The 18,432-nt window shown below is 32.6% G+C and carries 16 protein-coding genes; 4 read left to right on the forward strand and 12 right to left on the reverse strand.

Annotation, left to right across the window (positions count from 1 at the left end; genetic code table 11):
- Positions 1 to 12 precede the first annotated feature (12 nt).
- Complete coding sequence (locus tag NE848_RS13850) at positions 13 to 1,245, reverse strand: hypothetical protein (RefSeq protein WP_252114630.1); 1,233 nt, start codon at positions 1,243 to 1,245, stop codon at positions 13 to 15.
- Between the two features lie 288 nt (positions 1,246 to 1,533).
- Here NE848_RS13850 and NE848_RS13855 point away from each other — a divergent pair, with 288 nt between their 5' ends.
- Together NE848_RS13855 and NE848_RS13860 are read left to right on the forward strand one after the other, a co-directional pair.
- Complete coding sequence (locus NE848_RS13855; RefSeq protein WP_252114632.1) at positions 1,534 to 2,199, forward strand: PglD-related sugar-binding protein; 666 nt, start codon at positions 1,534 to 1,536, stop codon at positions 2,197 to 2,199.
- A gap of 40 nt (positions 2,200 to 2,239) precedes the next feature.
- Complete coding sequence (locus NE848_RS13860; RefSeq protein ID WP_252114634.1) at positions 2,240 to 3,175, forward strand: glycosyltransferase family 2 protein; 936 nt, start codon at positions 2,240 to 2,242, stop codon at positions 3,173 to 3,175.
- Between the two features lie 51 nt (positions 3,176 to 3,226).
- On the opposite strand, the gene NE848_RS13865 is transcribed toward NE848_RS13860, so the two are convergent.
- The 7 genes from NE848_RS13865 to NE848_RS13895 all read right to left on the reverse strand — a co-directional run bounded on the left by NE848_RS13865 (position 3,227) and on the right by NE848_RS13895 (position 11,633).
- Positions 3,227 to 4,009 (reverse strand): hypothetical protein, encoded by a 783-nt coding sequence (locus tag NE848_RS13865; protein ID WP_252114636.1) that lies wholly within the window; start codon positions 4,007 to 4,009, stop codon positions 3,227 to 3,229.
- Positions 4,010 to 4,301: 292 nt separating this feature from the next.
- Positions 4,302 to 6,206, reverse strand: coding sequence for an asparagine synthase (glutamine-hydrolyzing) (asnB, locus tag NE848_RS13870; RefSeq protein WP_252114638.1), 1,905 nt, complete (start codon positions 6,204 to 6,206; stop codon positions 4,302 to 4,304).
- Between the two features lie 66 nt (positions 6,207 to 6,272).
- Complete coding sequence (locus NE848_RS13875; protein WP_252114640.1) at positions 6,273 to 7,238, reverse strand: polysaccharide deacetylase family protein; 966 nt, start codon at positions 7,236 to 7,238, stop codon at positions 6,273 to 6,275.
- Positions 7,235 to 8,449: a hypothetical protein gene (locus tag NE848_RS13880; RefSeq protein ID WP_252114643.1), complete on the reverse strand. Its 1,215-nt coding sequence runs from the start codon at positions 8,447 to 8,449 to the stop codon at positions 7,235 to 7,237. The genes NE848_RS13875 and NE848_RS13880 overlap by 4 nt, the downstream gene beginning before the upstream one ends.
- 2 nt (positions 8,450 to 8,451) lie before the next feature.
- Positions 8,452 to 9,399 (reverse strand): GNAT family N-acetyltransferase, encoded by a 948-nt coding sequence (locus NE848_RS13885; protein WP_252114645.1) that lies wholly within the window; start codon positions 9,397 to 9,399, stop codon positions 8,452 to 8,454.
- Complete coding sequence (locus tag NE848_RS13890; protein WP_252114647.1) at positions 9,396 to 10,508, reverse strand: glycosyltransferase; 1,113 nt, start codon at positions 10,506 to 10,508, stop codon at positions 9,396 to 9,398. The genes NE848_RS13885 and NE848_RS13890 overlap by 4 nt, the downstream gene beginning before the upstream one ends.
- 45 nt (positions 10,509 to 10,553) lie before the next feature.
- Positions 10,554 to 11,633 (reverse strand): glycosyltransferase, encoded by a 1,080-nt coding sequence (locus NE848_RS13895; RefSeq protein WP_252114649.1) that lies wholly within the window; start codon positions 11,631 to 11,633, stop codon positions 10,554 to 10,556.
- A 364-nt stretch (positions 11,634 to 11,997) separates the two neighbouring features.
- Here NE848_RS13895 and NE848_RS13900 point away from each other — a divergent pair, with 364 nt between their 5' ends.
- On the forward strand, positions 11,998 to 12,834 hold the full coding sequence (locus NE848_RS13900; RefSeq protein ID WP_252114651.1) for a sulfotransferase family protein: 837 nt from the start codon (positions 11,998 to 12,000) through the stop codon (positions 12,832 to 12,834).
- 48 nt (positions 12,835 to 12,882) lie between these two features.
- Complete coding sequence (locus NE848_RS13905; RefSeq protein ID WP_252114653.1) at positions 12,883 to 13,722, forward strand: glycosyltransferase; 840 nt, start codon at positions 12,883 to 12,885, stop codon at positions 13,720 to 13,722.
- A gap of 146 nt (positions 13,723 to 13,868) precedes the next feature.
- On the opposite strand, the gene NE848_RS13910 is transcribed toward NE848_RS13905, so the two are convergent.
- The 4 genes from NE848_RS13910 to NE848_RS13925 are packed head-to-tail and all read right to left on the reverse strand — an operon-like array spanning position 13,869 to position 18,429.
- Entirely contained in the window at positions 13,869 to 15,002 is a 1,134-nt protein-coding gene (locus tag NE848_RS13910) for a glycosyltransferase family 4 protein (RefSeq protein ID WP_252114655.1), read from the reverse strand.
- A 4-nt stretch (positions 15,003 to 15,006) separates the two neighbouring features.
- The gene (locus tag NE848_RS13915) at positions 15,007 to 16,641 is read right to left on the reverse strand and encodes a glucosamine inositolphosphorylceramide transferase family protein (RefSeq protein ID WP_252114657.1); all 1,635 of its coding nucleotides are present in this window, start codon (positions 16,639 to 16,641) and stop codon (positions 15,007 to 15,009) included.
- An 8-nt stretch (positions 16,642 to 16,649) separates the two neighbouring features.
- Positions 16,650 to 17,489, reverse strand: a complete 840-nt coding sequence (locus NE848_RS13920) for a glycosyltransferase family 2 protein (protein WP_252114659.1) — start codon at positions 17,487 to 17,489, stop codon at positions 16,650 to 16,652.
- Positions 17,479 to 18,429, reverse strand: a complete 951-nt coding sequence (locus NE848_RS13925; protein WP_252114661.1) for a glycosyltransferase family 2 protein — start codon at positions 18,427 to 18,429, stop codon at positions 17,479 to 17,481. Before NE848_RS13925 ends, NE848_RS13920 begins: the two co-directional genes overlap by 11 nt.
- Positions 18,430 to 18,432: the final 3 nt, after the last annotated feature.

The following is an 18,432-nucleotide window of genomic DNA, read 5'->3' on the forward strand; positions in this document are numbered from 1 at the left end:
TTTATAATAAAATTAATTAGAACTATACGAAAGCTGGTTTCCAGGCATCCCAATTCTTTCCAGCTTTAACTTTAAAGCCTCTGACTTCTCGTAGGCCAGGAAGTAGTATATCACAAAAAACATAAAATACATGATCATAGTTTTTTGACGAATCATGATCCCTAAATTGGACATTATAAAGGTCATTGCCAAAGAAGTAAGCACAAAAATCATTAAACAGGACTTCACATGTGAAGGTGCATTCTTCCAGAATTTAAAAAAATTGAGTCTAAACAATTTTCCAAAAAGTAGTAAATATATCAGGTTCTCAATTGAAACAATTATCCCTAAAAATCCAGGGGCATCGAGAAATAAAGGTCTGAACCAGAAGGTGAAGATCCGTTCCGGAAGGCTATAACCAGCCATGTTGACTCCCGAGGTAGCCGTACTTAAATCTTCTGACCTTTGTGAGGTAAAGGAAAGAAAATCTTCGATTAAATTAGAAGAACCATTCAAATTGACCACCCCCAAAATTTGTTCATGTAAAATGATTAACCCCACTAATATTGTAATTCCCCCAATTATCTTATTCTTCCTTGTAATAAGGTTTTTTCCAAAATAAAGTCCGTAAAGCCCTCCAATACATAATAGCAAGAACATATGTGGTCTAATGGCAAATACAAGTAAAGAAGAAATAATTAAACCCAGTTTCCGTTCTTTTATTTTTCCAATTGAATAAGCGAATAACATAAGTCCAAAAAAGATTGGAGCTCCTTTACCCAGCGAAGCTGACCAAAAATGCATATTGGGAAAAAATAAGATAAGGCTTAATAAGTCTATTCTTTTGAAAACTTTTACCTTTTGAGGGATATTCTCCTTAAAGAATAAAAACCCAAATACAAATCCCCAGAAACCAATCCAGGTAAACAGTAACATCATCATTTCATAACTGAAGCCAAGTCCATGAATGAAAGGATAGGATACAAAATCAATGAAAGTTGTTTCCGTTCCAAAATATTCAAACCAAGTCTTTTTTGAATTAAGAGGTATTTCATAATACCTCCTTGAATCTGAAGGATTATATAAAGCATAGATATAATATACAATTCCAAAGAAAATGTGATATACAAAAAGCCTGTTCATAAGCTTCCTTGAGAAAAATTTATGTTCATTCTCCAGCTTTCCGAAAATAACCTGGTTCAGACTAAATAAAAGTCTTACTATTAAAAGGGCGTCAACAATATTTAAAATTTCTCCGTTAAACATATTTATTATCTCTAATTCGACACGCCTTAAATCAATATCCCCACCATATTTGAATTATATAATTCAACCAAAGTATCTTTAATAGAAATATTGCTGTACAGCAGCGGAATCAAAGAGTTAGGCCTATTTCAAAGATCAATACCAGAAATAATATATTTGTAGAACATTCAAAATAAGTGTGGACCACTTCTACACTTTGAGCTTAGTAAGCCATTAATTGATTTAACCTTTTACAGAAGTATTATACTATATTTGTCTTTAGGTCTTATGTTATTTAAAGGATTAAAGATGAAAAATAAGAAGTTAATAATTTATGGTATAGGCAAATTTGCTGAATACATCGCTTTTCTTTTTAATTCAGATAGCGATTATCATGTAGAAGCATTTTGTGTTGAAAAAAATTTTATTACTAAAAATAATAATAATCCAAATAAAATTCCCTTAATACCATTAGAAAAAATATCAGAATCATGCCCACCAAATCAATATGAAATGTTTGTTGCGGTTGGAAATGATCGAGTTAGAGAAAGAATTTATGGGAAAATCAAATCTAAAGGATATAAATTTGCGAGTTATATTTCCACTAAAGCAACTGTTTTTGACAACTTAAAAGTTGGAGAAAATACTTTTATATCAGAAGATACCGCTATTCAACCTTTTGTTAGTATAGATGACAATACAATTTTAATAGGAGCAAAAATTGGTCACCATTCAAAAATAGGTCGAAATGTTCTGTTAAGCCTAACATCCATAGGAGCAAATGTTATTATTGGAAATAATTCTTTTCTAGGAATTAACTCCACTGTTAAATCAAATATTTCAATTGGGAATAATAATATAATTGGAATGGGTTGTATTATATCTCACAACACAAACGACTGTGAAGTTTTTACTGCTGCAAAATCCATTAAAAGAAAACTAACATCTGAAGATATCAGCGATAAATATTTATAATCTTTTAAAAAAACAAACTAAATTTCTTCATAATTAATTAATGCATTTTTCAGACTTCTTAAAAAAATTCGAAAAAATTAAAGTTAAAGAATATCCGAATCAGGTATCGAGCTTCCCAAAAGTCTCTATTTTAATCCAAACTTTTGAACATGTGGATTTTATCGATAAATGTGTTCATAGTATTTTAAATCAAAAAACTGACTTTGAATATGAAATAATACTTGGAGAAGATCTTTCTTCGGATGGAACCAGGGAAAAATGCATTTCTTTAGCTGAAAAACACCCCAATCATATAAGGCTTTTTTTACATCATGCCGGTAATAAAATAAAAGTTGATAATTTCGTTACGGGAAATTTCAATATATTCTATAACTTAATTCAGGCAAAAGGTAAATATATAGCTTTGTGCGATGGAGATGATTACTGGGATGATCCCCAAAAACTTTATAATCAGGTCAATTTTTTAGAAAACAATCCTTCTTATATATTGTGCTTTCATGACTACAATATTATATCGTCAAATAAAAAAGATGCAATAAAACTTATGAAACCCATAAATAAGGATATTTCTAGTCAAGAATTACAAAAATGTCAGGTTTATCCTTTAACAAATACAATATGTTTTAGGAATATTCACAGAGATATTCCTGAAGAAATTCTCGAAGTTTTTAATATAGATTCGTTCTGGTTTAGTATTCTTGGGGGTTACGGAGGTGGGAAATATTTAAAAAGTATAAGACCATCCTATTACAGAGTTCATGAAGGAGGTACATGGACTAATAAAAATAAAGCCCAAAATTTCATGCTTAAAATATTATTTTTTGAAAAGCTTTCAGCGTTTTATAAGAAAAAAAAATATTTGGAATTGAGCAATTATCATAATAGTCAAATGCTGATGTACCGAAAAATGTTGACTTACTACTACCTAAAGCGCCTTAAAATCTCCATGGCCATAAAATCTTTATATTTAAAATAATAATATAGCCCTTAAAATTTAAGGGCTATATTATTATTTTAAATTAAGAAATTAATCCGGAATAACTATTATAGTAAATTCAGCTGAATCGGTACAATCACCATCCCCCACAGTGTAAATTGTTGAATATTCTCCGGGTCCATTATAATGATTTACCAAATAATTAATAGTTGGATTAAACGAACCCCTATAAGAGACACCTTCATCAAATAAGGCACGATACCAATCAAGAACAGTTTGGTGATCCGGTGCAGCTTCAACTTCAGACTGTGTTTTATAACCTGTTCTCCCCTCACCTGCACTAATAATACAATCATCTAAAGGTTCACAACCAGTTATTTCATAATTAAAATAGGACCAACTACCATATTTTATATCTATATCTCCAGCCCAGTAAGAATTAGATCCTTCCTCACCTCTAAATGTGGAAAAAGAAGCTATAGATAAGTTTTGATCATAATCGGCAAGATCAATTTCGAAGGTATAATGGTCAACTCCCGAATCAAAGCTTTTTACCCATTCCATTCTTGAAGGTGGTAAATTTCCCTGACCAACGGTAGGAAAGCCATTTTCCTGATTAACTACATGTACTCTTGTTTTATCAAGATCGAAACCTTCATTTGCCATAATCGTTACAAATAATATTCCCACATTATTATTTGTCACTTCAATAATTCCTGCATCGCCAAAATCATAAGTTATCGTTTCACAACCTTCAACCTCAACATGTGCATTCGCTTCCAGGATCTGTTCATTACTTAAACCCAATTCATCCCGCTCTGTAGAGCATGAAAAAGCCCCCAAGATCGCCAATAGTAGACATATCTTTCTCATATTCAAATCAATAAAGTTAATAATAGGAAAGGTACTAAATGAAGGATCTTGGACTAAGAAAAATCCTACCTTTTCGATTTAATAAAGATTAAAACGATTAGAGGTATACATTTGATATAATTTACTGATAATTAATTTTTTATATGAAAGAAATTACGTGTTAAAACGATTCTATTTGTAGGTCTTAACTTTCTAAAATCCACCTCAAAAAGTCAATCTTCCTACTAAAAGGAAGAAATTTAAAGCAGTTTTCATCCCCTTCAGAAATATAACGGTAGAGTTTAAAATAACATCAGGTCTGAGGGAGGTAAGTATTTTTATACCATTTTTGAAAACAGTAAAAAGTCCAGACCCTAAAGGTATTATCTATTTTTCCTGACAGATGGTTTTTGACTAGACTGGTAATTTCCTCAACATTGAATATATTCTGTTGATTCAGAAAGTCTTTTTCGATATATGATTTCAATTCAGCAGAAAAATCATCTCTCAACCAATCACCTACCGGAACTCCAAAACCTTTTTTAGATTTATCAAGAAAACCCTTAGGAAAATATTGTTTAAAGGATTCTTTAAGCAAATACTTCTTATCCCATCCTTTCATTAAATAATCCTCAGGAAGTTGCATAGTGAAATTCCATAATTCTTTATTGAGAAATGGCGCCCTGCTTTCCAACGATGTTAACATACTGGTCCTATCAACCTTAACTAGCATATCCCCTTCAAGGCTCATTATCTTATCAATATTTCTGAAATCGGTAAGAGAGTTGGCCTTATGTCCTACACTATCTTTATAATAATTAAATACTCCAGGACTTTGCATAGATGGTTTTAACAACGCTTTCATCTCTTCCTCTTGATAAGCCAGTGATATGATATTGTAATAAAAGTCACCTTCATAATTAATAGCATTGAGAAGTCTCTTAATTTTAAACCTGATACCTCTTTTATCATCTTTTGTGGAAAATAAAGAATTAGAAAGACTTCTAAATCTATAATGCATACCTCTTGGGACCACTGAAGAATATCGCTGATTCAGTTTACTTATATAGTATTTATTATATCCGCCAAAAACTTCATCTCCGCCGTCCCCGGTAAGGGCTACTTTTACGTTTTGCCTGGTCTTATGTGCTACCAGGTAAGTAGGTAATGAAGAAGAATCAGCAAAAGGTTCATCAAAATTCAGCAGAATATTATCGATATTCTGTTTCAAATCTTTAACCGAAATAACAAATTCATGGTGATTGCTATTTATAAGTTTGGCTACAGTGCGCGACTTGTCAGTCTCGTCAAAAGATTTCTTTTCGAAACCCACTGAAAATGTATCAATTTTGCCACCTTTCTCCCTGGCCAAGGCCAAAGAAACAATAGAAGAATCTACGCCTCCGGAAAGAAAGGTACCCAATGGAACATCTGCCATAGATCTGGAGAGAACACTTTTATTTACCAGCTCATGAGTTTTTTTTACAGCTTCCTTAAAAGATAAGCTGGGATCGACTTCATTTTTGAATTCCTGAACGATCTCATGATCATTCACAGTATGAGTTTTACAGTCTATTTCCAGATAATGATTCGCTTCAAGCTTATTTATATCTTCATAAATGGTGAATGGAGCCGGGATATAAGTTAGCCGAAAATAAAGATTGAGACCATGCACAGATATGCTGGGCTTTTCCGAAATAATTTTAGTAATAGATTTTAATTCTGAGGCCCAAATAAAATTATCTTTCTTATGAAAATAATATAAAGGCTTTTCTCCAAAAAAATCTCTGGCGATGAAAAGCTTTTCTATATTCGAATCATATATACTAAAGGCAAACATTCCATCCAACTTTGGAAAAGCATCCGTTCCATACCTTTCGTATAAGCGAAGTATCACCTCAGTATCTGAAGTTGTGCTGAATTTAACCCCCTGTTCGGTAAGATTATTTTTTAAAACCTTATAGTTATATATTTCACCATTGAAAACTATGCATACAGAACCATCATCAGAATATATAGGTTGTTTCCCCGTATTAAGATCTATGATCGACAGCCTTCTCATTGCCATTCCTATCTGATAGTCCTCTGTTTCATGGATAAAGAATCCATCCTCATCGGGTCCACGATGAAAGATTTCCATATTCATTTTAGAAAGGTGTTTGGAAAGATCTGTTCGCTTCTCCCGTCTAAATTGAATTATTCCATTGATTCCGCACATAAATGGTATTTAATGTAAAATCCGCAAATATAAAGAAACACTTACGGAGGTAACTGTAATTAAATTTTATTTAAGAATCATATCACCTAATTCAGCCATATTAAGAGACTGGAAATTATAATCCTTATGCAAACTCACAAAATGTGAAAGAATTTCGTTCAGATCTCTCATACTTCTTTCTGGATGATCCCCAAAATTATGTGGATGCCACCATAAATGGTAAATTTTATTCTTCTTTGCCGCTGTTTCCATTTCCCGTTTAACTCTATTCAACTTTAATCTTCGAAGAAGATCGGTTTCTTCTGAAGGTCTTAAAAATCTACTTGCCATCTGCTCAATGGGCTTTTTGTCTTTTAGTTCATTTAACCTGTATGTTTTTTCCCCTAAAGGAATATATGCATCACCAGTTCTCCCCAATCTTGTAACTATGCTATCTGATCTTACATCTTCCCAGTACCATGAATAAGGATTAGACCTTACATTAACAATTCCCAGGTCCCTACAAATCTCTAAGTAATCTTCAGAAATCTGATTTCTTGGAAAAACAAGGGATTTGAGTTGTATATTAAATTTACTGGCAAGGCTCACAGCTTTAGATATATCAGCTCTAAAATTTTCCAAGTCCTGACCAGGTTCCATACAGTAATAATGAGAATAGGTGTGTGTACCTATTTCCTGCCCTGGAATTTCAGAAATATGTCTTACCAATTCAGGTGCGAAGCATAATTCCTCGATTCCGTCATTATAATGATTCATACCAAAATCATAAGCTGAAAGTGCCCTATTATGATAAGCCGGTATTGATTCAGGAATATTGCTTTTCCATTCATCCCAGTTTTCATTAAATAGCATTCCTACGGTAGCCCAGGTGGAATGTATTCCTTTATCTTCAAAGGATTTTAGAATTTCAGGAATTACCTGCCTTGTATTTATGAAATATCTTTTTTTACTAGAATAATCTATAACATCAAATACCCCCCAAAGCAGTTCAAAGTCTAACGATATTATCAAATATCCATTATTATTTTTCATTCTAATACTAATTCTTCAGATTTTCTATTTTCTTCCTGGCTTTTTCTAATTTTCCTGATTCTTATAATTTTCCTATATTTCTTTTCAGCCAGATAATAATATATCACAAAGAAGAGGTAATACATCACCATCGTCTTTTGCCTCATAATAATACCTAAATTAGACATCACAAACGTCATAGCCAGCGATCCAGTAAGGAATATTACTAAGCCCATTTTAACAAACGAAGGGGATCTTTTTAAAAATTTTATAAAATCTTTTTTCAGGATCTTGAAAAAAAGAAGTAGATAAATAAAATTTTCGACTGAGGTAATAAGCCCCAAAATATTAGGTGCATCGAAAAACAGGGGTCTGAACCAAAAAGTAAATAATTTTAAAGGTAGGGGATAAGAAGACATATCCACCCCTGAACCCGCAGTACTTAAATCTTCTGAATTCTTTTCGGCTGCCGCTTGAAAATCCTCAATCAAATTATCTGAGTTCTGAAGATTCATTACTGCCAGAATCTTATCTTGCAATAAGATTAATGCTCCAATAAGAGTTATATATACCAATAATTTCTTTCGGAAAGAAACCTTTTCTTTCCCACTCATATAGCCCAAAACTGCTCCTACTGCCACAAACATAAATACATGAGGTCTTATATAGAAAATGATGATAGAAGAAAAAATAAGAAGAAAAATACGGCCCTTAGGATTAATAATAGCATAACTAAACATCATCAACCCTAAAAATATAGGAGCTCCCTTTCCAAGAGAGGCCGTCCAGAAATGCATATTGGGAAAGAACAAGATCAGAGTAAAAAGATCTATATTTTTAAATACCTTAACCTTTATAGGAATTTGCTCACGAAAGAATAAATATCCATACAAAAATCCTAAGTACCCGAACCAGGCAAAAAGGAGCATTAACATATCATATGAAAAGCCCAGTTTGTAGAAAGGATAGGCAATAAAATCAATAAATTTAGTGTCTGTGCCAAAAAGATCTAACCAAGAACCATCATGAACCTGTACATCATCAAAGTACCGATGCGAATCTGAAGGATTATTATAGGCATACCAGGAATAAACTCCAAAGAAAAGAAGATGATACAAATAGACCAGATTCATCTTCTTAGTATCAAAAAAAGGATGTTTCTTCTTATAAGCTCCAAAAATGGTTTGGTTCAATCCAAATAGCAGAATAATAAGAAGAATAACTCCTACCATAATTAAAATAATTCTAGGTCGCCAATACTGTTATTCCAATTCCTTATTTCTAATAGACAGGAAAATTCGGGCTCCATTAGGTTTAATTCGCGTACTGTAAGAATCGGTCCATAGCCACCCTTTATCAACAAACCATCTAAAGGAAGAATTTCCGGTGCAAAACTTATTACATGAGCTCCCAGCCTTTGAGCCAGTCTCTTTAAGACCTTATTTAAATCAGAGTGTACTAACGTTTCGTTCCTATATATACACTCAGAGATCCTAAATTCCCTAATAGCTTTTCTTTTTTTGATATACGAAGCAATATAGAAATCATCAGTTGCTAGAACATCATATTTGCGCAAAGGGTTTTTTTCATACCTCCATTCCAAAAACTCCCTACTTTTAGGGGTAAACAATTTGTCTTCTCCCTCCCATTTCTCATTCCATTTATCACAAAGTTCTTTGATACTTTCTTCAGAATGAATATTAATTTTATAATCATCGGTTTTGTTTACAGAGGAAAAAAAAGATGAAATTGATGGTTTTAAGGCAACATTCACTTTCCCAACAACTTTCCATCCCATTTTAAGGTAACCAGGCCTGCTTTGTTCATTTGGAGTATTAAAGATAAAATTATTTCCATGAACTTTGGCTACCTCTACCGCCTTTAATGTCAATTTCTTAAAAATACCACGCCCCTGATATTCTGGAAGAGTAGCTGTATCAACAGCTCTTAAAGCTTTGTAAACTTTATTGTTCTTTTTCCACTCCCACCTCATAAAGGCTCTAACCCCAACAATTCTTTTGTCCTCTTCAGCTACCAACACAAGAGAAGCTCCAAACGGGTTGACGATATGCTTAAAGCTCCAGATTTTTTCAGAAAGTGGCAGATCATCTACTCCCAGGCTGGCTTTAAGCACCTTAACAATTTCAGGAATATCATTTGAATTGGCTTCTCTTATTATCATTTTTTTAGAACACTTAAGTAGGTCGACTCTAATTCGTTTACCATATTTCTCATACTAAAGTTATCCACAACCCTGGATCTGGCACCTTTTTTAAGATTATTTAGAAGGGCCCGGTTATTAATTAACTTAAGACAATGTTCAGCTAACTTATTATGATTATTTATTTGACAAAGCATTCCAGATTCACCATCAAACACTGCTTCTTTTACTCCCCCGGCAGAGGTAGAGATTATTGCACACTCCATACTCATTGCCTCCAGTAAAGCAACAGGTAAACCCTCAAAAGATGAACTCATCATAAAAATATCCATTGCAGAAAAGAAAGAAACAGTATCAGTTTGCAATCCCGGGAAAACAAGTCTAGATTCCAGTCCATACTGTTGAGACAGGCTTTTTATTTTATCCTCTTCGGGGCCTGCACCTACTAAAATACCATAAACATCAGGGTTTTGCTCTACAATTAATTTAAAAGCCTTCAACCAGGCTGGAAGATTTTTCTGTTCCCGAAAAACAGCAATATTTCCAATTACAATCGCATTGACAGGAATATTATATTTTTCGCGAATATTGATACCTTTTTGTATATCTCTCTTAAATTTTTCAGTATTAACACCATTCAATAAGGTTCTAACCGGGATTTTGGGATTAATATTCTTTTTTATAGAATCTGAAGCATCGTTCGAAACACCCAAAGCCATACTTTGCCAGTTAAAACTTAGTTTGTTCAGGTTCTTTGTTGCAATATGATATCTTTCCTGTATATTATGTTCAGTATATACAACAGGTATAGCCGTCTTTTTAAAAATGAGCCTTGCCAAAAATCCAGACCAGGGTAAATGAGCATGAATTAACCTAATATCATTATCCTTACAATATTTGATAACTTTGGAATGCTTCAGAATAAGTTCAACGTTATTTTTTGCCGAAAAGCAAGTAACTTTCCCTCCTTTTGCTTTAATTTCATTAACCATCTGATCCTTCCACGGAAGGAAATATATATAATGAAATTCAAACTTTTCAGAATGAAGGCAAAGGGTTTCGGGAAGTAACATCTCTGCCCCTCCTCTACCGAGCGATTTTATTATATGAAGGATTTTAATTTTCCTCATGCAGTAGATTGAAGCTAGAATTCAAAAATAATCGGTAAAATTAAGCTATTGAGATTGCTCAACAAGCTTTTGATAGGAATTAACGAATTTTAACGCAATTTGGTCATTCATATAATGGTTTCGTACCAGATTAAATGCTTCTTCAACCTTATTAAAATCATTTTTTATTAAAATATCAAGAACCGACCCTGCAAAAGATGATTCATCATTTTTTAAAATCAAGATTCCAGTATCATCATTTAAAACTTCAGATACACCTCCTACATTATAAGCCACTACCGGAGTTTTACAATACATAGCTTCAAGAATCACACCTGGAAGTCCTTCAATTATACTTGGCAATACCAAAATATCTGCAGAATTAATGTAAGACAAAGGATCATTGACGAAACCATAAAAAGTTATGTGATCTTCCAGTTTAAATTCTTCTACTTTTCTTTCAATATTCACCCTCTCAGGCCCATCCCCCACCAAATGAAGATGAACATTCGGCATCTTTTCCTGAACTTTTTTAAATATCCGAAGCAACCCTTCATGATTTTTTTCGAAAGTAAAACCTCCAACATGAAGGATATGTTTAATTCCAGTTGGTTCTAAAACTTTTACCTTTATCTTAGCGTTTTCTAGTCCAACCTGAATAACTTCTATCTTACCTCTTAAAAAAGGAAAATGCTCCAGCAAATCCTTCTTAGAGGCATGAGAAACAGAAATCACTTTAGAAATGCTTTTGTAGAATAAGACGTTTATACTTTTTTGAATCCTGGAATTAAGATATCTTCCTACCTCGCTAGCATTTCTAACTACGATAGGCTGTGTCCATTTAAAAACATTTTTGGAGAGCACAGCATACTTAAGGCTATCACCAGCATTTACCTGCACTAAACAAGGTTTAAAACTCTTTATTATAATGGCGAGTTTTTTCCATGCCTTAAAATCAATAAATCTACTTTTCGAATTAGCACTCAAAGACTCTATAGGATCAGGCCAGGGCAGATTAGCCTCACCATCATAAACAGATATTATTTTTACTTTGTGACCAATTTTTGTGAGCTGACCAGAAAGCTGACAGGTGAATATCTCGGCGCCCCTGCTTTGAGGTTTATGAATTATTTGGAGAATTTTCAATACTTGTTTATTTAATAATATTTCTGAATATCCTTTTCCCTAACAGAAATAAGAATATTCTCTGAGCAAAAATAACTTTTACGATCATATAACGTAGATATTTTTGGAATTTGGCTTTCTTAATGTATAAAACAATTTAGTAAATAATTCCAATAAATACTTACAATAAGAATTGGTAACCTAATTAAAATCTATTTTAATTCAATAAAAAATTGATAATTTCCATTATTAAATTAACACTAACACGTTTGAGCATGTTAACTAAATTATAATCTCCGATCATCCTCGCAAAAAATAATATATTTGCAATCCGTTATTAAGTTACTTTAAACCAGTATTTACCTAATCCGAAAAATCTAAAAATATGAACGGCCTCTTTATCGTGGGAAATAAGAGAAGTGGATCCACTCATCTCATGCATTTGCTAAATCTTCATGATGAAGTTTTTGTTTCCAACGAATCAGATATTGTATGGATTCTTTATAATTACCATAATAATAAGGAAATAGAACCTTACCCTTACGGATCTCCGGCAGGTATGAACCAATCTTTGGAGATCGCAGGCCATATTTTGGACAAAAATGCTTCGGTGAGAGAGAATTTTGAAAAATATCAGAGACATTTAATGGAGAAAGGATTTCTTTCTGAAAAAGCCTCACATAAGAAAAGTCTGAAGTACATCGGAGATCAAAAACCATATCAAAATATCGATCCTACTATGATGCCGTTTATTATTAAAAACTTTCCTAATGCAAAGTTCATCCATCTTGTAAGGCATCCTTTCGAAGTTGTAAGAAGTTCCATGAAGTTTGCAAATGGAACGGGTGGTTTTATATGGAAAAATATGAGCCCAGAGCAAATCATGGAAAAATGGGAGATGCATGAAAACTGGGTGAAAGATGCAAGAAAAAAATATGACCTGGATATTATAGACCTACGATATGATCGATTAATTTCCAACCCGAAAAAGGAAATGGCTAGGATATTTAAGTTTCTAGGAGTTAATTTCGATTCGAACCTACTTAATAATTGCAAAGAGATTACGAAGCCTAATTTCAAGCCAATTACAACTTATAATCTCACTAAGAGCCAAAAACAACTACTTAAGGAATATAATATGAAAACTTCTTTTTCCTGGCTTGATTTAAAAGTTTTTCCAAAAATTTCCAGGTATTACTATAGAGCTTTCAAGAATAGATAATTTAAAAAAGTAATTCCAAAACTTGATGAAGCATTTATACCTTAAAAAATGAAACATTTTTTAATTACCCGATTCAATCTAAGAGCGGCTCACTGGCAGACCTCAAAGACCGGAAATCCTGTACTCACTGAAGATTGGCTTAAAAAAAGGTTTTTTCTGTTTGAAACTTATTGTTTACCTTCCGTTGTAAATCAGACCCAGCAGAACTTTACTTGGCTAGTTTTCTTTGACACCCATACTCCTACTGAATATAGAAGGAGAGCTATTCAGATTTCAAAGGAATATCCTAATTTCTTTCCTGTATTTATAGATGGGATAGAATCTTTAAAAGATTCTTCAATAGAAGAAATCAAAAAAGAGATTACACCTTCAGATGATTACATTATTACTTCTCGATTAGATAATGATGATATTATTCATAAGAATTATATCAAAACTATACAATGTTTATTCCAACCATTAGACAAAACCGTTATTGACCTGAGAATTGGATATCAGGCTACCCTTGGAGAACCCTATAGCCAAATAAGGAATGTTTACAATATTTTTAACCCTTATATAAGCCTTATCGAAAGTGTTGATAACTTTAAAACGGTTTTTCATAGGCAGCATAAGGATTGGAAAAACTCAAACTCAGTTATTATTTATGAGGACCAGAGGTTGTGGTGTGAAGTAGTTCATCATGAAAATGTATTAAATTCTACCAGAAAATTTGCAGTTAGAACCTATTCCTTAAATGCAGAAGATTTTGGTCAGAAAAAGGGATTTGAACTAACTGATTCTCCTATTAATGTATTCATTTCAAATAATCAGTTATATATTAGGCGATTTTTGTCTAAAATTAAAAATGGCATAGTATTGAAAATTCCCACCGTTTTCAAATATTAAAAAATTTCATATTCTTCTAAATTTCTTAGATTTAGGAATAGTATCCGTAAACTTTAGCACTTAACTTAAATTTCTTTATATCCAGAAATACGGCTTTTATTAATAAATCTCTCATAAATTAGAATTAGTTGTGATGCTGAGGAATATCATTTATTTAGTAGATCTTCGATCATAGTTAGCATTTTTTCATGGACTTTTTCAATATCAAATTTATTTCTGTAAATCTCAAGGCTTCTTTCCCCCATTTTTTCCCTTTGATTTCTATCGGTAATCAGCTGCTTTAACTGCTGTGATAATGTTTTGATATCATCCACCGGAAATACCAATGCATTTTTATTTTCTTCAACAACTTCTAAGTTGTTCGGAATATTAGAACAAATAATAGGTAGGCCAGCCGCTTCAGCCTCAATTAAAGCTCCTGATAAACCTTCATATCTGGATGGAAAAACAAAGACGTCTGAAGCAGCCAATAATTTTGGCACATCATTTCTATGTCCTAATAATTTCACCTTGCCATTCAAATTATAAAGCTCAATCTTTTCCTTAATTTCTTGCGTAGAATACCCTTCTCTTCCTACGATTAAGAGGATAAAATCTTCGTCTAGGTTTTTTAAAGCTTCCAACAATATTGTTTGAGCCTTGGTATATTCATGTCTTCCAACATTAATAAGAACAATTTTATTTTTAACATTTAATTTTTCTTTTATGAGATTAAAATTATGCCTATCACCTAAAAACGAATTGGGATATCTACCTCTGGGGATATTGGTTATCCGGATACAATCAATGAATAATTTTTTTTGATAATGTTTTGCAACTGTAGTACCATTAGAATGAAAATGATCTACTCCAAAGATTTGTGTAGTAAAATCCAGACATCTGTATAATTCCAATTTCAACCTGCTTACATTGGGGTCCTTTAGGCGATATGGAGAATAAGTTTGACTTACTAAACTTTCAATGTGCTTAAACTTCTTTTTGAACATTCGGCTAACTCTAGCAACTAAGTTACTATCAAATAAAACTGAATGAACAATATCTGGCTTAAATTCCTCTACGATCAGATTAAAGCTTTTCAACTGGGATAAAAAAGAGTCTTCGTTTAAATACGTTATACTCTCAAATCCAAACTCCCTAAAATCATACTCAGGGTCCGCCTTTTTTAAACATACAATCTTTACTTCATTGTTTGTAGAACTTTTCACCCAACTATAAAATGTAAGTGTAGAAAATTCAGCGCCTCCCGTATACAGAGAATTTATAAGTAAGATAATTTTCATTCAATTATATTTTAGTTCCCTGTTTATCGATTACCGAAAAGCCTTTTTCAAAATTTACGGTATGTACTGCCTTAATATTATCTGTCCATTCAGGCACAAGTACATCTACAGGTCGCTCCTCAAATTCGGTTTTTGAAAGTCTTATGATCTCATGGAACTGAACTCCATAACCATAATTAGGAGCTCCAATCTGGCCCGGCCTGATCAATTTATCTTTCCAGTTAAAAATTTTACCGGCCGGCCTAGCCCCTCTTACATCTCTTGTTACGGGATTAAGAGGATGTGGCATCCATTTACCACTGAATAAATCTTCTGAATAATAAAGACATAAAAACTGATCGCTAGAACTGCCTATATTGGTTTTTTCAGTACCAAATAAATACCAGGTATTATCGTGATAGTATAGGGATGGATCAAATAACTGCTTATCCTCAAAAAGTAAATGGAATTTTTCCCATTTATTGGGGAATTTAGTTGCCTTATATATCCACACTTCATGAGATTGGGCCATTTCTGGTATCATATAATATTGACCACCTTCCTTGAAGATAAATGGATATGACAAATGAAAATCTTCCTCAATCACTTTCATAGCATTTGGAGTTAACAGCTGACCTTTATTATCAAACTTCAGATAACTTAAATGAGCATTTTTTCTCTTCTTCTCTAATTCCTCAATAAATACATAATAATGCTGATCCTCAAAAACTACAAATGGGTCAGCCCATTCATAACCTTTAGGTGGAAGTAAGTTTTTATATCTAAAAATGGAGGATTCAACTCTATTTTTAAGAGAGTATTTATAGGCCAAAGACCATTGGGGGGGTGCATATTTTTCATTAAAGGCTTCTTTTAACCTTCTTACCCAAAAAGAACAAAATATCCCAAATGACCTAAGATTACCAGGATCTTTATATAAGGGATAAGAATAGAACATGGATTCTCCAAAATTTTCATCTTTTGATAAAGATAATTGCTCATCTCTTAGGTCCTTGAGTGAGGAGCACATCAATTCAACCCCTGCCCAGAAAGCGGCATTTTGGTTCCTGTAGAAGGAAGTAGCATCTGTTTTTACAAAAGATTTTCTTAATACCTTTCCTCCATCCAGATCGGCTGAAATTTTTTGAAGGGTTATCCCTGTAATTGACTCAGATTTGACAACTTCCCAAAATCCGGGTGGCCCTCCCCTGTTCACCATATTATCCCCGTGGTGTAAGGACCACACACCAAATCTGGCAGCATTTAAAATATCTCCTTTTATGATCCCGAAACCAAACCTTATTAAAATATCCAAACCATATGACTCTACCTTAGCGACATCTTCTGAAGAAAATTTCACTCCAAAATTTAAAGGCTTAGGTTGTACCCTAATTACAGAAACATCTTTAAGGGCCTTTTTCATATCTTTTATCTGGAAGGCATCGTGCTGTACTTTAAAGAACTTTCTGTCAATATAAGTCAAAGCTCTGTAACCTAATTTATTAATGGATGGTTTGGAAGCTTTTTGATCATTTAAAATTATAAGAGAGAGTTCTAAACCAGATATAAGAAAAATTTGTTCAATTATTTCCTGCTGCCAAAGTTTAAAATTAAAATTATCACATAAAATTCCTATCTTCAACTCCATCGGTTTTCTCATTTTATCAATCATTTATTGAGGCTGAGCAGAATGAACTTTATAAATGGTTTAGGTTTCCAGGGCGCAACTTTCCAGGATGCAAAATAAAATCTTTTTGCCAATTTATTTTTGTGAGATTTTTCCAATAAATATCCAAAAAAGTAATATATTTTTGACTTTTCATGCTTACTACTATTAAATAAGACTTTATGTTTTTTATACTGATGAATTAAAGAAGGTAATTTGTTGGTAATGGAATTACTCGTTCTATTTAATGTATCAACATAATAGGTTCCTAATACTTTTTTAATAGTTAGGGTTCTGAGATTATTAACCTGACAAACCCGTATTCCAAGTTCGTAATTCTCTCCAAAAGTCATTTTTGGATCATATCCCCCTACGGTCTTGAACAGGCTTTTTTTATAACATACACTTCCTGCTAAAAACTGAATGACCCTATTTTTGTATAAAAACCCCATATTCTTAGGACTAGATATTTTGGTCTCACCATTTACCTCCCTTTTAATACTCCAGAAAATTACATCGTACTCAGAATAGTTATTTTTTTTTAGAAGTTCTATTAAATTTGGCTCAATAGTATCATCGGAGTCTAAAAAAATTAAATAATCCCCCTTGGCCCTTCCAGCTCCATAATTACGGGCAACAGCAACTCCCTGATTTGCTTGGTATAAATAATTAACACGATGATCCCTTAAATAAGGACTAATAATTTCTTTTGTATTATCCGAGGAACCATCATCAACAAGAATTAACTCCCATTCATTGTTGGTCTGTTCAACCACACTATTTATCGCCTTATTTATGGTCTTAGCTCTGTTATATGTTGGAATTATAAAACTAATCATCATTAAATTTTTTAATGAATTGTTTTAAATAAGACTCTGAAAATGGTTTATTAATAGTATAAGTGAAATAGTAAAAAATCCTGCGCCGTAAACTGGAATCAAATTTTTCACTTTCTAACCTTATAATTTTCTTTAATAAATACGAACGTTCAAAATCATAAAGGTTTTTCATTCCTACATTCTCAATAAAATATGCAAACATCTTTAAAGTGGATTTCGTTGTTCGAGAAGTTATTCTATTTTGGTCATGTCTTCTTACCACTGCTACAGGCTTAAACACTTCGGAAGCATAAAAGTTCCCTCTCCTTATAAGCCTATACCACAATTCGGTATCTTGATGTAATCTTAGTCTTTTATCAAATAATTTTTGTACACTTAAGAATTCTTTTCTAAAAGTAACACTATTGGTATTAAACAACACTAATTCCCTTCCAAGGACTTCTTTATAAAATTCGAAAGAAGTTATCTCATAATTCCAGATTCGCCTAATATCCTCCTTTGCTCCATATCGTTTTTCGTTATTTCCCACGTCTTCTTCAAGAATTGAAGAAGAATAAGCTGCATCAACGTTTTTATATTTGATAAAAATTTCAACATCTTTAACAAACCTATTTGGCAAATACCAATCATCGGCATCAAGAAAAGCAATATATTCACATGAGGCTTTTCTTACCCCTAAATTCCTGCTGGCCCCTGCTCCCTTATTCTTTCCATCAGGATGCTGAAATAATTTTACTTTTTCATATTTCTTTGATAATTCCTCACAGACATGAAAAGAATCATCCGGTGATCCATCTTCAATTAAAATAACCTCTCCTACTTCCTTAAGATCAATAGCCGATATAACAGCCTCCTTTAAAAATTTATCAGCTTTATATACAGGAATAATTACAGAAACCTGAAATCTTTTTACTGAGGGTAGTTCTTTTTTTAACAAATCCATCTT

The sequence above is a fragment of the Gramella jeungdoensis genome (assembly GCF_023805255.1).
Taxonomy (GTDB): domain Bacteria; phylum Bacteroidota; class Bacteroidia; order Flavobacteriales; family Flavobacteriaceae; genus Christiangramia; species Christiangramia jeungdoensis.

What these genes read in the sequence shown, in the direction of transcription:
- NE848_RS13850 (WP_252114630.1), bottom strand. Translation starts at nt 1,245, where the DNA reads ATGTTTAACGGAGAAATTTTAAATATTGTTGACGCCCTTTTAATAGTA.
- NE848_RS13855 (WP_252114632.1), top strand. Translation starts at nt 1,534, where the DNA reads ATGAAAAATAAGAAGTTAATAATTTATGGTATAGGCAAATTTGCTGAA.
- NE848_RS13860 (WP_252114634.1), top strand. Translation starts at nt 2,240, where the DNA reads ATGCATTTTTCAGACTTCTTAAAAAAATTCGAAAAAATTAAAGTTAAA.
- NE848_RS13865 (WP_252114636.1), bottom strand. Translation starts at nt 4,009, where the DNA reads ATGAGAAAGATATGTCTACTATTGGCGATCTTGGGGGCTTTTTCATGC.
- asnB (WP_252114638.1), bottom strand. Translation starts at nt 6,206, where the DNA reads ATGTGCGGAATCAATGGAATAATTCAATTTAGACGGGAGAAGCGAACA.
- NE848_RS13875 (WP_252114640.1), bottom strand. Translation starts at nt 7,238, where the DNA reads ATGAAAAATAATAATGGATATTTGATAATATCGTTAGACTTTGAACTG.
- NE848_RS13880 (WP_252114643.1), bottom strand. Translation starts at nt 8,449, where the DNA reads ATGGTAGGAGTTATTCTTCTTATTATTCTGCTATTTGGATTGAACCAA.
- NE848_RS13885 (WP_252114645.1), bottom strand. Translation starts at nt 9,399, where the DNA reads ATGATAATAAGAGAAGCCAATTCAAATGATATTCCTGAAATTGTTAAG.
- NE848_RS13890 (WP_252114647.1), bottom strand. Translation starts at nt 10,508, where the DNA reads ATGAGGAAAATTAAAATCCTTCATATAATAAAATCGCTCGGTAGAGGA.
- NE848_RS13900 (WP_252114651.1), top strand. Translation starts at nt 11,998, where the DNA reads ATGAACGGCCTCTTTATCGTGGGAAATAAGAGAAGTGGATCCACTCAT.
- NE848_RS13905 (WP_252114653.1), top strand. Translation starts at nt 12,883, where the DNA reads ATGAAACATTTTTTAATTACCCGATTCAATCTAAGAGCGGCTCACTGG.
- NE848_RS13910 (WP_252114655.1), bottom strand. Translation starts at nt 15,002, where the DNA reads ATGAAAATTATCTTACTTATAAATTCTCTGTATACGGGAGGCGCTGAA.
- NE848_RS13915 (WP_252114657.1), bottom strand. Translation starts at nt 16,641, where the DNA reads ATGAGAAAACCGATGGAGTTGAAGATAGGAATTTTATGTGATAATTTT.
- NE848_RS13920 (WP_252114659.1), bottom strand. Translation starts at nt 17,489, where the DNA reads ATGATGATTAGTTTTATAATTCCAACATATAACAGAGCTAAGACCATA.
- NE848_RS13925 (WP_252114661.1), bottom strand. Translation starts at nt 18,429, where the DNA reads ATGGATTTGTTAAAAAAAGAACTACCCTCAGTAAAAAGATTTCAGGTT.